We start from the raw sequence: 12,322 nt of genomic DNA on the forward strand, positions 1-12,322 counted from the left end.
CGCTATGAGTATCTCTTTTGTTCGTATTGATGACCGCGTTATCCACGGGCAGCTCGTGACACGTTGGGCCAAAGAGCTGCCCTGCGATGGGATTATCGCTATTGATGATGCCGTCGCGGCCGACCCGCTGCTCTCATCGGTGATGAAAGGAGCCGTACAGGACACCAAAGTCTGGCTGTTCGATACCGCAACGGCAATTGAAAAGCTGCCCAAGGTGATCGCCAGCGAGAAGCACTATTTCGTTATCGGCAAATCCCCGCTCACTCTGCAACGCATTGAGCAAGCGGGGATTAGCCTAAAAAACGCCAACGGCAAAATCAACGTTGGCCCGATGAGCGCACGTGCCGATACCACCACCATCGGCCCGAATCAGTCGGTCAACGCGGACGAGATCGCTGCCTTTGACTGGCTGGTTCAGCACGGGCATCACGTGGAATTCCGCCTGGTACCGGATGCCAGCTGCTACAGCTGGCAGGACGCCCGACAGAAGCTGAAATAAGGAGCAAACGATGATTATCGAAGCTACGCTAATTGGCATTCTCTGTTACCTGGGTGCGCTGAGCAGTCCCTGGCTTCTGGGGTTGACCGGCGGCTGGTACCTGATTACCCGACCACTGGTTTCCGGAATGCTGGTCGGGCTTATTCTCGGCGATCTGAAAACCGGGATCCTGATAGGCGTTGCGGTACAGGCGGTATATATCGCAATGGTGACGCCAGGCGGCTCAATGCCTGCGGATCTCAACTTTGTCGCTTATCCGGCCATCGCGCTGGGTATTTTGTCGGGCAAAGGGCCGGAAGTGGCGGTGGCGCTGGCGGCAACAATCGGTATCGCCGGAACCATTTTATTCAACGCGATGATGGTGCTGAACTCCTTCTGGAACCACCGGGCCGACGTGGCGTTGGATCGTAGCGATGAGCGCGGGCTGTATCTGAACAGCGCTATCTGGCCTCAGGTGACTAACTTCATTTTACGTTTCGTACCCACGTTTATCGCGGTCTATTTCGGCGCACAGTACATCAGTGGTTTTATGGACAGCCTACCGAAAATCGTGCTGTCGACGATGAACGTGCTGGGCGGCATCCTGCCTGCCGTCGGGATCGCGATCCTGCTTAAGCAAATCATTAAAAACTACACCATGCTGATCTACTTTCTGGTCGGTTTCGTCTGCATCGTTTTTTTAAAGCTCAACATGGTCGCACTGGTGATCGTCGGTTCGCTACTGGCGCTTATTCATTACAACTATAAGCCGGAACCACCGCAGGCTGCGGGCGCGAGACCGGTGGTCGATGATGAGGATGAATTCTGATGGAAGACCGCACTCTTACCCGTAAAGATCTGCGCCGCTGCTGGCGGGCGTGGATGATGCATAATTTGTCGTCAATGAGCTTTGAGCGCCTTGAGTCCTTCGGCTTTTGCCTGAGCATGCTGCCGGTGGCGAAAAAACTCTACCCGGATGCCACCCAGCGTACCGAGATGCTGCGTCGCCACGCTTCGTTCTATAATACGGAGCCGCAGATCGGCGCGATCGTTAACGGTATGGCACTGGGACTGGAAGAGAAAAAGGCCAACGGCGAACCAATCGACGGCGAGACGATCAACACCCTTAAGGTGGGTCTGATGGGGCCGATTGCCGGGATCGGGGATTCGATGATCCCTGGAATGTTGATCCCTATTCTGCTCAGTATCGGCATGGCGCTAGCGGCGGGCGGTAATATTCTTGGGCCGCTGTTTTACACCGTCGCCTGGCTGGCGATTATCCTGCCCGGTTCGTGGTTCCTGTTTCTCAAAGGTTACAAGATGGGCTCCGGCTCGGTGGAGATGCTGGTCAGCAGCAAATCAACCCGCCTGCGCGAAGCCTTGTCGCTATTAGGTGTTTTTGTGATGGGCGGCGTGGCGGCCAGCTACGTTAAGCTGGGTACCGGGCTGGAATTTATCACCCAGGATGGCGTCAATATCCACGTTCAGCAGATGCTGGACGGCATCTTCCCGCAGCTGCTGCCGCTGGTGGTGGTGTTAGGGACCTGGTATTTAATGGCGAAGCGCGGCGTTTCACCGGTGAAAGCGATGGTACTGCTGCTGGTGCTGGCAGCGCTTGGCGTCGCCAGCGGCCTGTTTGCCGGTTAATTTTTGTGGATGTGACACGCCGGGGCGTTCAGCCCCGGTTTTTTATGGATGGAAGTTGCGCCACAGCTCCGCCGTTTTATCCGGGCGGGAGATAAACTGAAAGCGTGCCGGATCGTCAATAAACTGCTGATAAATCGGGGCGGAGGTTATACCAAACTCGGTGTACTCCCGAGGGGTGACCGCCTGTAAACGTCCCGGAACGTAGCGCGGATTGTGCTGCCAGACCACATGCTTATCCTGCAATAGCGGATACCACGCCAGCCCCTTATGCGCCCGTACGGCCTCATATTCAAAACCATATTCACGGTCACACCAGGCGCCAAAGGTAAGCGGCACTTCCGGGTTAGCTGATATTGTGGCATGCCCCCATCCCGGCGGGACCAGTACTTTTTCTCCTGGCCCAGCAATCACCGCAAAGCAGCGGCCCGGATCGTCCTCAACGTACTCCTGCATATAGATAATCGCGCTGCCCTGCCAGATTTCATATAGCTCCGGCGGCGACCAGCCGCTATGCTGGCTGACGCGATGAATATGCCCCTGGCTGCGAATCGGCTCTTCACCCAAGCGTCCGGCGGTATAGGTCACCACGCCGAACAAAAGCATCCGCTTTTGCAGCTCGTCGCGATCCTGCATGCGCGCCACATCCATAGCGATAGCGTAAACGTCCTGCGGCCCGTCGCAATTCGGGTCACGCAGCGATGCGCGAATCTGATCGAGGCGGCGGATCTCCGGCATCGGCCCGGTGACATCTTCGCCATAGCTAAAACCCAGCGGCTGATGATGAATCGCCATATCCAGGCCGTAACGGCGGGCTGAGTCAACCATTCTGCACCTCCTTTGCCTGAAAGGTCTGATTTTCCTCAATCACCCGCAGCGCAAAGCCGTCTGCCAGCGCGGCATAATCATGCCCGGCGACGGCGGGCCAAACCGCCAGCGCGGAAAGCACCTCGTCACCGGTATTGACAAGCCGGTGAGCGGTAAAACCAGGAATGATATGGACCGAACCGGCAAAGACCTTTTCCAGTCGTGCCTCACCTTGCTCATTTTGCAATAACAGCAAGCCGCTTCCGCGCAGGCCGAAATAGACTTCGCCCTGCTCGCGACGGTGATGGAAATGGCCGCGGGTCATAAAAAATTCATGGCCGACTTTGCCGGGATAAAGGTGAGTTACACCGGTGTAGAGTTCTCCCTCTGCCGGTGAAGTGGCTAGCATTTCAACATCATAAACGCTGAGATCGCCGGGCATTGCCTGCCGGGCGAGTTCATCAACAAAAACCCCAGCAAGATCTCCGATTCGCGTTGATTTACGTAATAGCGGGCCGTCGGATAATGCTCCGCTGGCCCATGCCACCTGCGGTGGCTGGATAAAAACAGGGTTCATATGTGTCTCCGGCCCGAGGAGAACAGCACTGTCAGAATAGCAGATTAATCGATTAACCTTCTATCAAAATGGCGGCTTTGCTGGCGAAATCACACAAACAGATCGCAGCCGCATGCTCTTCTTTTTCACTCCAGAGCGTAGTTTACGATCATCTGGCCCTTCTTCATCTTCACCTGAGTCACCATCACTTTTCCTAGCTCAGAAAGGCTGGCAACGTGGGTGCCGCCGCAGGGATAAGCCGGCAGCTCGCCAAACCCCACCGTGCGCAAACCGTCGGCGAAGGTCACGCGGCGCGGTAAATCCTGCCTCTGCCACGCCGCAACCTGCGCCAGCAGGGCGCTGGCTTCCGGCAACACCGCGCCGGCCCCGGCGGTAAAAGTAATCCGTCCTTCTCCCGGCCAGTGATGCGCTTTCACCGGCCGCCAGCCAAACTGCTCGCCCGCCAGACCCAACAGGTGGCCAGCGGAATGCAGGCGGGCATGCAACTGCCGCGCAGGTGCATCAATTCGCATCTCCACCTCGCCCAACGGCAGCGGCTGTGAGACGATATGCAGTACGCTATCGCCGCGTGCGGCGACCGCCATCACCGCCTGACCGGCAATCCAGCCGCCATCGGACGGTTGGCCACCGCCTTGCGGATGAAACAGGGTGCGGTCCAGTTCAATAGCGTAACGGCCATCGGCTTCGGCGGTGCAGCCAACAACCTGCGCGCGCCCTTCAGTGGCGTCGCTGGTGTAATAAAGACGTTCAGTCATGGTTGTTCTCCTCTCTGTCAACACAGTATATTGATATTACCGACAGCGATAATCCCATCGACAACCAATGCACTTTTGCTTTGAGAGCACAAATGAACCTGAACCTCCTGCCGGACCTCGCCCTCTTCGTACAGATCGTCGAACAAGGAAGCTTTTCCGCCGTCGCCCGCCAGAACGGACTCACTCCTTCCGCCGTCAGCCGCAGTGTCTCGCGACTGGAACAGGAAATGGGTTGCAAACTACTGCATCGCACTACCCGCAAGCTTCGCCTGAGCGATGCCGGAAAAACGGTGTATGAACATGCGCTGGAGATGCTGGAGGCGGCGCGGCAGGCGATGGACTCCGCCGGCAGCACCCAGGCGGTGGCGCAGGGTAAGCTGACCCTGAGCGTGCCAAAAGCCGTCGGGCGCTTTGTGATCCATCCGCTGATGATGGAGTTTTTCAGCCGTTATCCGCAGGTGGACGTCTGCCTGCGGCTGGAAGATCGCGATCTCGACTTTATCGACGACGGCATTGATTTAGCGCTGCGCATCACCCATACCCCCTCCCCCGGTCTGCACGGCAAACCGCTGATGCCGGTCACCCATGTTATCTGCGCCACCGAGGAATATTTACAGCGCCATGGCATGCCGCACACACCACAGGATCTGCGCGCGCATAGTTGCATCAGCCTTGGCGAAACGCCCGCCGACGCGCGCTGGAAATTCCGTCGCGAGGGCAAAACCGAAACCATCCAAACACACGGGCGTTACGCCGCCAACCATACCGCCGTTCGCCTTGATGCCGTTAAGCAACACCTGGGTATCGGCAGCCTGCCGTTGTTTACCGCCCGTGAGGCGCTGGCGCGCGGTGAAATCGTGCAGGTGTTAGCAGAGTGGGAGTTTATCAGCAGCTACTCCGGCAACCTGTGGCTGCTGTGGGCGGGCCATAAGCATATGCCCGCCAGAATGCGGGCGATGATTGATTATCTTAACGAGAAGGTGCCGGCGCTGCTACCGACTATGGCGCCAGAGCGATAACCTCCGCCGCCCAACGCTGGAAGCCTTCGACATCCAGATCTAACGCCACCTGCGCATTCGCCGGTTGCCCCAGACGCCCTTCGATATCCACAACGGTGGCGCCGGAAGTCCAGGTCCCCTGTGTTTCTACCGCCACAAAGCACGATTTGAGCGTAAACAGCTCCGGTCGCGCTAACCAGGCGATGGCGCATAAATCGTGCATTCTCAGGCCACTGGCCATGCTGCCGCTACGATAGTGGCTAAACAGCGCATGGAGCATTTTGCCGGTCTGGTTCAGCGTCGGCAGGGTCGCGAGGTAGTCCGCTGCCAGCATCGCCTTGTTGGTGACATCCAACCCACACATCACGATATCCAGCCCGCTCTGGAAGACTTTGGCGGCGGCCTCCGGATCAATGGCGATATTGAATTCGGCGTTAGGGGTAAAGTTGCCGCGCCCGGCAGAGCCGCCCATCAGCACCAGCCGACGAATATTGAATTGGCACTCCGGATACTGCGTCAGCAGCAGGGCAATGTTGGTCAACGGGCCGATCGCCACCAGCGTGACCGGCTCCGGCGCATGCATCAGCGCATCGCGAATCGCCTGAAAGGCCGGTTTCGCCAGCGGCTGGCGGTTATGTTCGACAAAATGATAGCCTTCCATGCCGGATTCACCGTGCACCGAGGCGGCATCGCGCAGCGGGCGCACCAGCGGCATCGACGCCCCCTGCGCCAGTGGTACATCGGCATTCCAGAAATGCAGCAGCTGCAGCGCGTTGCGGGTGGTCTTCTCCACCGAGACATTGCCTGCCACCGTGGTCATCAATTGCAAATCCAGCTGCGGTGAGAAAAGCGCGGCGGCAATCGCCGCGGCATCGTCAATACCCGGATCGGTGTCGAGAATAATCGGTAAGCGCATGGTTTTCTCCAAAAAAAATGCCAGACGTTAAGTCTGGCATCTTCTCATACTGACGGGTGGAAGAACTTACTCTACTTCACGGACATCCACACGCAGCTCTTTCGGCACTTCAAAAACGATATTCTCTTCACGGCCTTCCAGCGGTACCGCCTCGCCGCCACCCAATTCCTGCAGGCGGGCAATCACGTTCTGCACCAGAATATCCGGCGCTGAGGCGCCCGCAGTGACGCCGACGCAACCTGCGGATTTAACCCACTGCTCCTGGATATCGGTCGCATCGTCGATAAGATAGGCCGCTTTCCCCATCCGCTGAGCCAGTTCAGCCAGGCGGTTGGAGTTAGAGGAGTTTTTCGAACCAACCACCAACACCACGTCGGCCTGCTCGGCCAGCGCACGCACCGCTTCCTGACGATTGGTGGTGGCGTAGCAAATATCGTCTTTACGCGGACCGACGATTTTCGGGAAGCGCTCGCGCAGCGCATCGATGACGTCGGAAGTATCATCGACGGAGAGCGTGGTCTGGGTCATAAACGACAGGCGGGCATCGTTTTTGACTTCCAGCGTCAGCACATCTTCCGGCGACTCGACCAGGTACATCCCCCCTTCCGGGTTGTTGTACTGGCCCATGGTACCTTCGACTTCCGGGTGCCCGGCGTGGCCGATCAGAATCGACTCTTCGCCACGGCGGCTGGCGCGGGCGACTTCCATATGGACTTTGGTCACCAGCGGACAGGTGGCATCGAAGACCGTCAGATCGCGGCTCTTCGCTTCATTACGCACCGCCTGTGAAACGCCGTGCGCGGAAAAAATCAGGATCGCGCCGTCCGGCACTTCGCTAATCTGCTCGATAAAAATCGCGCCTCGCTGGCGCAGGCTATCGACGACATAGCGGTTATGGACAACTTCGTGACGTACGTAGATCGGCGCGCCATACAGCGTCAGCGCGTTCTCTACAATGCTGATAGCGCGGTCAACGCCAGCGCAAAAACCGCGCGGGTTAGCCAACAGGATCTGCATCTTACCCCTCCAGCGCCGGATCGATTTCCAGCACTTCAATATCAAAATGAACGGTGCGCCCGGCCAGCGGATGATTGAAGTCAACGGTGATGGAATCGCCGTTCACTTCGCGGATCACGCCAGGCATTTCGCTGCCATCCATTGCGGTAAAGAGCATAATTGCGCCAATTTCCGGCTCGCCGGCGTCGATAAACTCGCGACGAGAAAAATACTGGATCAGGTCAGGGGTCGGCACGCCGAACGCGGCGTCAGGCTCCAGCGAGAACGTGGTTTTATCACCCGCTTTCAGCCCCAGGAGATGCTGCTCAAGACCTTCAGAAAGCGACGCATCGCCAAGACGAAACAGCGCCGGTTTACCGTTGCCGCGTGTGGACTCGGCGGTGGAACCATCATCCAGTTTCAACGTGAAGTGCACCAGCACCGCGCTGTTGCTCTGTACAGAGTTAGACATGCCAATTGCTCGCTTGTTTTAAGCCGCCTGTTGCCCGGTGGCGCTACGCTTACCGGGCCTACGGGGGCCACAAATTCTGTAGGCCGGGTAAGCGTAGCGCCACCCGGCATTTACATTTACGCCTGCTCTTTCGCGGTCGGTTTCGGCAAGAAGCCTTCCAGCACGATCAGCGCCGCACCGATGCAGATAGCGCTATCGGCAAGGTTGAAGGTGGCGAAATGCCAGTCGCCGACGTAGAAGTCGATCATATCGACCACGAAGCCATGCCACAGGCGGTCGAACAAGTTACCCAGCGCGCCGCCAATAATCAGCGCGTAGGCAATGTTGTTCAGCTTTTGCGTCGCCTTCGAACGGTACATCAGCACCGTCAGCACCACACAGATGCCCACGGCAATACCGGCGAAGAACCAGCGCTGCCAGCCGCCGCTGTCGGCGAGGAAGCTAAAGGCCGCGCCATAGTTGCGCGCATAATGCAGATTAAGCGACGGGAACAGCGATACCGTTTCCCCCAGAGCGAAGTTCTGGAGGATCAGGAATTTACTGCCCAGATCGATAATCAGCACGGCTACGACGACCCACAGCCAGCGTAGCCCCGTTGAACAAATCGATTTACTCATCAGGCGAATTTACGTTGTTCGCCGTCACCGGCGACGTTGCTAACACAGCGACCGCAGATATCTGCGTGTTCCGCTACCTTGCCGACATCGCTGGTGTAATGCCAGCAGCGTGGGCATTTCTCGCCCTCGGCTTTACTCAGGACCACTTTCAGCCCTTTCAGCAGATCGCTCTGCCAGGCATCAGACGGCGCCTGCGCATAATCGGCAACGTTGGCGCCGGAGGTCAACAGGACAAATCGTAATTCTTCACCCAGCGCGTTGAGCTTAGCCGCCAGTTGAGCATCGGCATACAGCGTCACCGCCGCTTCCAGAGAACCGCCGACTTTCTTATCCGCACGCGCCTGTTCGATCACCTTGTTGACTTCGCCACGCACTTTCAGCAGCTCGTCCCAGAAGCCATCGTTCATCGCTTCGTCGTCGGCCAGGCCGAACAGACCTTCATACCACTCGCCGGTGAAGACATATTTCTCACGCTCGCCTGGCAGGTAACCCCAGATTTCGTCCGCGGTGAAGGACATGATCGGCGCCATCCAGCGCACCAGCGCTTCCACGATGTGGAACAACGCGGTCTGGCAGCTACGACGCGCCACGCTGTCCGCTTTCGCGGTGTACTGGCGGTCTTTGATGATGTCGAGATAGAACGAGCCCATTTCGATGGAGCAGAAGCGCATCAGGCGCTGCACCACTTCGTGGAAGTCGTAGGATTCGTAGGCTTTCAGGATATCTTCCTGAGCCGCCTGCGCGCAGCCGACCGCCCAGCGATCCAGCACCACCATCTCTTCCGGTTTCACCATGTCTTTGACCGGGTCGAAACCATTAAGGTTCGCCAGCAGGAAGCGCGCGGTGTTACGGATACGACGATAGCTGTCCGCGGCGCGTTTGAGGATCTCATCAGAGACCGCCATTTCGCCGGTGTAATCGGTGGATGCCACCCACAGACGCAGAATGTCGGCACCCAGCTTGTTCATCACGTCCTGTGGGCTAACAGTGTTACCGATAGACTTGGACATTTTGCGGCCCTGACCATCAACGGTGAAACCGTGGGTCAGCACCTGGCGGTACGGCGCTTTGCCTTTCATCGCCGTCGAGATCATCAGCGAAGACATGAACCAGCCGCGATGCTGATCGGAGCCTTCCAGATACATATCCGCAGCGTGACCGGCGAATTCCGGACGCACGTCAACCACCGAGGAGTGGGTAGACCCGGAGTCAAACCAGACGTCAAGGGTATCCGGCACTTTCTCGTAGCTGTCAGCGTCATCGCCGAGGATGTCGCGGGAATCGAGATCCCACCACGCCTGGATGCCGTCAACTTCAACGCGCTTAGCGACTTCTTCCATCAGTTCCAGGGTGCGCGGGTGCAGTTCGTGGGTTTCTTTGTGCACGAACAGCGACATCGGCACGCCCCAGGTACGCTGACGGGAGATACACCAGTCAGGGCGGTTCGCAACCATCGATTCGATACGCGCCTGGCCCCAGTCCGGGATCCACTGCACGCCTTTGATCTCGGAAAGCGACTGCGCGCGCAGGCCTTTCTGATCCATGCTCACGAACCACTGCGGGGTAGCGCGGAAGATGATCGGCGACTTGTGGCGCCAGCAGCACGGATAGCTGTGCTGCAGTTTTTCGACGTGCAGCAGCGCGCCGCTGGTGCGCAGCATGTCAACAATGATGTCGTTGGCTTTGAAGACATTGATACCGTCCAGAGACGGGTAAGTACCAGGCAGGTAAGAACCGTCCGGGCCAACCGGGTTGGCGATTTCCAGACCGTATTTCTGGCTGATGGTGTAGTCGTCCGGGCCGTGGCCACCGGCGGTATGCACCGCACCGGTACCGGCATCCAGCGTCACGTGATCGCCAAGGATCGCCGGCACGTCGAAGTCGAGGAACGGATGCTTGAAGCGCATCAGCTCAAGTTCAGCGCCTTGCACCGCCGCCAGGATGGTGTAATCCGCGACGCCGATACGTTTCATAACGCTTTCAACCAGATCTTTCGCCAGGATCAGAACCTGACCGTCAGCCTGCACCAGCGCGTAGTCGAACTCCGCGGACAGGGAGATAGCGCGGTTAGCCGGCAGGGTCCACGGAGTGGTGGTCCAGATAACCAGCGAAACCGGGCCATTGACGTCGGCTACGCCGAATTTCGCCAGCACGGCCGCTTTGTCTACCGCGTGGAAGGCCACGTCGATAGACGGAGACGTTTTGTCGTAATACTCCACTTCCGCTTCCGCCAGCGCGGAACGGCAATCTACACACCAGTGCACCGGCTTGGCGCCTTTGTGCAGGTGGCCGTTGCCGATGATTTTACCCAGCGCGCGGATGATGTTGGCTTCGGTTTTGAAGTCCATGGTCAGGTACGGACGCGACCAATCGCCCAGTACGCCCAGGCGGATAAAGTCTTTACGCTGACCGTCGATCTGCTCAGAGGCATATTCGCGGCACTTGGCGCGGAATTCAGCGGCGGTGAATTTCTCACCCGGTTTGCCATACTGCTGCTCGACTTTCAGTTCGATCGGCAGACCATGGCAGTCCCAACCCGGAACGTAAGGCGAGTCATAGCCCGTCAGTCCTTTGGACTTAACGATAATGTCTTTCAGAATCTTGTTAACCGAGTGACCAATATGAATGCTGCCATTCGCATAAGGAGGGCCATCATGCAGAATGAAGGTTTTTTTGCCTTTTTTCGCCGCACGGATGATGCCGTACAGGTCATCATCGGTCCAACGCGCCAGCATTCCCGGTTCGCGTTTGGCGAGATCGCCACGCATCGGGAACCCTGTTTCCGGCAAATTCAGGGTGGATTTATAGTCACTCATCAGATTCTCGGTTCCGTTATTTCGGTTTGATAAATACCAGTAGGATTATCCCTACCTGGTGAGCCCAAAGAACTCGCGGGCCGTTAACTCATCACGCGCGATTTGCGCTTTTAACTCATCCAGCGATGCAAATCGCTGCTCGTTACGTATTTTTTTACGCAGTATTACATCTATATGGCGACCGTAGAGGTCCATTACAACGTCCAGAAGGTGAACTTCCAGCTGCTGACGCACGCCGGAAACCGTCGGACGGGTGCCAATGTTGGCGACGCCGGGTAAAGGCATATCGCCGAGCCCTGTCACTTCTACCGCAAAGACCCCTTTCACCGGGGAAACCTGACGACGCAGCGGTAAATTCGCCGTCGGGAAACCGATGGTGCGCCCCAGCTCGTCGCCGTGGACGACGCGGCCGGAGATAGTGAACGGATGCCCCAGCAGGTTTTCCGCCTGCGCGAGGTCATCGTCGGCCAGTGCCTGACGCACCGCGGTGCTGCTGATACGCACGCCGCCTTCGCAGAAGGTTTGGGTGCTGGTGACATCAAAACCGTACTCCGCCCCAGCCTTCTGTAATAACAAGAAATCCCCCTGGCGACCAGCGCCAAAGCGGAAATCATCGCCTACGGCGAGGAACTGTACGCCCAGGCGGCGCACCAGCAGCTCGCTAATAAAATCTTGCGCGGTCAGCGCCGCGAAGCGCCGATCGAAACGCACGCACAGCACGTAGTCGACGCCGCTTTCCGCCAGGTAACCCAGCTTTTCGCGCAGCCGTGTTATTCGCGCCGGCGCTTTATCGGCGGCAAACAGCTCCAGAGGTTGCGGCTCGAAAATCATCACCACAACCGGCAGACCGCGTTGGCGGCCCTCTGCGCGCAGGCGCTGCAGCAGAGCCTGATGCCCGCGATGCACGCCGTCGAAATTGCCAATGGTCAGCACGCACCCGTGCGGGGCCTGACTGAGATTATGTATGCCGCGTATCAGCTTCATGTCTGGCTCAAAACAGTGAAAATCGTCCGAGTATACCTTGTACAACTGGCGACGTTAACCAGCGATTGCACCTCATCTACGAAAGTTCCCGCTAATTCATTCACTCAGCGTAAAAATGCAGGAAAAACTCGGTGCAGCCGTCGATTTTTATGGCGGAAAGGCTGTATTCGACCACAACAAGCTGGTAGAATCTTGCGCCATCAATACGTAATGAAGCCTCGTTATCTTAAACGGCGCTTATTTGCACAAATCCATTGACAAA

At 57.7% G+C, this 12,322-nt stretch carries 13 protein-coding genes; 4 read left to right on the forward strand and 9 right to left on the reverse strand.

Annotated elements, in window-relative coordinates; all coding sequences use genetic code 11:
- Window positions 1-4: 4 nt before the first annotated feature.
- Genes PYR66_19555 through PYR66_19565 form a run of 3 tightly spaced genes read left to right on the forward strand, consistent with a single transcriptional unit; the run spans window position 5 to window position 2,125 of the window.
- On the forward strand, window positions 5-499 hold the full coding sequence (locus tag PYR66_19555; protein WEF27453.1) for a PTS sugar transporter subunit IIB: 495 nt from the start codon (window positions 5-7) through the stop codon (window positions 497-499).
- A gap of 10 nt (window positions 500-509) precedes the next feature.
- Window positions 510-1,307, forward strand: coding sequence for a PTS sugar transporter subunit IIC (locus PYR66_19560; protein ID WEF27454.1), 798 nt, complete (start codon window positions 510-512; stop codon window positions 1,305-1,307).
- Window positions 1,307-2,125: a PTS system mannose/fructose/sorbose family transporter subunit IID gene (locus tag PYR66_19565; protein WEF27455.1), complete on the forward strand. Its 819-nt coding sequence runs from the start codon at window positions 1,307-1,309 to the stop codon at window positions 2,123-2,125. Before PYR66_19560 ends, PYR66_19565 begins: the two co-directional genes overlap by 1 nt.
- Window positions 2,126-2,167: 42 nt before the next feature.
- On the opposite strand, the gene PYR66_19570 is transcribed toward PYR66_19565, so the two are convergent.
- The 3 genes from PYR66_19570 to PYR66_19580 form a co-directional block, all read right to left on the reverse strand.
- Entirely contained in the window at window positions 2,168-2,950 is a 783-nt protein-coding gene (locus PYR66_19570) for a glucose-6-phosphate isomerase family protein (GenBank protein WEF27456.1), read from the reverse strand.
- Window positions 2,943-3,506: a glucose-6-phosphate isomerase family protein gene (locus PYR66_19575; GenBank protein ID WEF27457.1), complete on the reverse strand. Its 564-nt coding sequence runs from the start codon at window positions 3,504-3,506 to the stop codon at window positions 2,943-2,945. Before PYR66_19575 ends, PYR66_19570 begins: the two co-directional genes overlap by 8 nt.
- 125 nt (window positions 3,507-3,631) lie before the next feature.
- Window positions 3,632-4,261 carry an alanyl-tRNA editing protein gene (locus PYR66_19580; GenBank protein ID WEF27458.1) on the reverse strand — a complete coding sequence of 210 codons (630 nt, stop codon included), beginning with the start codon at window positions 4,259-4,261 and terminating at the stop codon, window positions 3,632-3,634.
- A gap of 92 nt (window positions 4,262-4,353) precedes the next feature.
- On the opposite strand from PYR66_19580, the gene PYR66_19585 reads away from it, so the two are divergent.
- The gene (locus tag PYR66_19585) at window positions 4,354-5,280 is read left to right on the forward strand and encodes a LysR family transcriptional regulator (GenBank protein WEF27459.1); all 927 of its coding nucleotides are present in this window, start codon (window positions 4,354-4,356) and stop codon (window positions 5,278-5,280) included.
- On the opposite strand, the gene rihC is transcribed toward PYR66_19585, so the two are convergent.
- From rihC to ribF, 6 genes are all read right to left on the reverse strand, one after another.
- Window positions 5,261-6,175 (reverse strand): ribonucleoside hydrolase RihC, encoded by a 915-nt coding sequence (gene rihC / locus PYR66_19590; protein WEF27460.1) that lies wholly within the window; start codon window positions 6,173-6,175, stop codon window positions 5,261-5,263. The genes PYR66_19585 and rihC overlap by 20 nt on opposite strands.
- Window positions 6,176-6,241: 66 nt before the next feature.
- The gene (gene ispH, locus PYR66_19595) at window positions 6,242-7,192 is read right to left on the reverse strand and encodes a 4-hydroxy-3-methylbut-2-enyl diphosphate reductase (GenBank protein WEF27461.1); all 951 of its coding nucleotides are present in this window, start codon (window positions 7,190-7,192) and stop codon (window positions 6,242-6,244) included.
- 1 nt (window position 7,193) lies between these two features.
- Window positions 7,194-7,643 (reverse strand): FKBP-type peptidyl-prolyl cis-trans isomerase, encoded by a 450-nt coding sequence (gene fkpB, locus PYR66_19600; protein WEF27462.1) that lies wholly within the window; start codon window positions 7,641-7,643, stop codon window positions 7,194-7,196.
- A 116-nt stretch (window positions 7,644-7,759) separates the two neighbouring features.
- A complete protein-coding gene (lspA, locus tag PYR66_19605; protein ID WEF27463.1) occupies window positions 7,760-8,260 on the reverse strand; it encodes a signal peptidase II in 501 nt (166 codons plus the stop codon).
- On the reverse strand, window positions 8,260-11,076 hold the full coding sequence (gene ileS, locus PYR66_19610) for an isoleucine--tRNA ligase (protein ID WEF27464.1): 2,817 nt from the start codon (window positions 11,074-11,076) through the stop codon (window positions 8,260-8,262). Before ileS ends, lspA begins: the two co-directional genes overlap by 1 nt.
- Before the next feature lie 51 nt (window positions 11,077-11,127).
- A complete protein-coding gene (gene ribF, locus PYR66_19615; protein ID WEF27465.1) occupies window positions 11,128-12,060 on the reverse strand; it encodes a bifunctional riboflavin kinase/FAD synthetase in 933 nt (310 codons plus the stop codon).
- Between the last annotated feature and the right edge of the window lie 262 nt (window positions 12,061-12,322).

It is taken from the genome of Klebsiella aerogenes (genome assembly GCA_029027985.1).
Classification (GTDB): domain Bacteria; phylum Pseudomonadota; class Gammaproteobacteria; order Enterobacterales; family Enterobacteriaceae; genus Klebsiella; species Klebsiella aerogenes_A.

Excerpts from the sequence above, each read along its gene's own strand:
- PYR66_19565 (WEF27455.1), top strand. The coding sequence starts at position 1,307 with ATGGAAGACCGCACTCTTACCCGTAAAGATCTGCGCCGCTGCTGGCGG.
- ileS (WEF27464.1), bottom strand. The coding sequence starts at position 11,076 with ATGAGTGACTATAAATCCACCCTGAATTTGCCGGAAACAGGGTTCCCG.
- rihC (WEF27460.1), bottom strand. The coding sequence starts at position 6,175 with ATGCGCTTACCGATTATTCTCGACACCGATCCGGGTATTGACGATGCC.
- PYR66_19560 (WEF27454.1), top strand. The coding sequence starts at position 510 with ATGATTATCGAAGCTACGCTAATTGGCATTCTCTGTTACCTGGGTGCG.
- fkpB (WEF27462.1), bottom strand. The coding sequence starts at position 7,643 with ATGTCTAACTCTGTACAGAGCAACAGCGCGGTGCTGGTGCACTTCACG.
- PYR66_19570 (WEF27456.1), bottom strand. The coding sequence starts at position 2,950 with ATGGTTGACTCAGCCCGCCGTTACGGCCTGGATATGGCGATTCATCAT.
- lspA (WEF27463.1), bottom strand. The coding sequence starts at position 8,260 with ATGAGTAAATCGATTTGTTCAACGGGGCTACGCTGGCTGTGGGTCGTC.
- PYR66_19555 (WEF27453.1), top strand. The coding sequence starts at position 5 with ATGAGTATCTCTTTTGTTCGTATTGATGACCGCGTTATCCACGGGCAG.
- ispH (WEF27461.1), bottom strand. The coding sequence starts at position 7,192 with ATGCAGATCCTGTTGGCTAACCCGCGCGGTTTTTGCGCTGGCGTTGAC.
- PYR66_19575 (WEF27457.1), bottom strand. The coding sequence starts at position 3,506 with ATGAACCCTGTTTTTATCCAGCCACCGCAGGTGGCATGGGCCAGCGGA.
- PYR66_19580 (WEF27458.1), bottom strand. The coding sequence starts at position 4,261 with ATGACTGAACGTCTTTATTACACCAGCGACGCCACTGAAGGGCGCGCG.
- PYR66_19585 (WEF27459.1), top strand. The coding sequence starts at position 4,354 with ATGAACCTGAACCTCCTGCCGGACCTCGCCCTCTTCGTACAGATCGTC.
- ribF (WEF27465.1), bottom strand. The coding sequence starts at position 12,060 with ATGAAGCTGATACGCGGCATACATAATCTCAGTCAGGCCCCGCACGGG.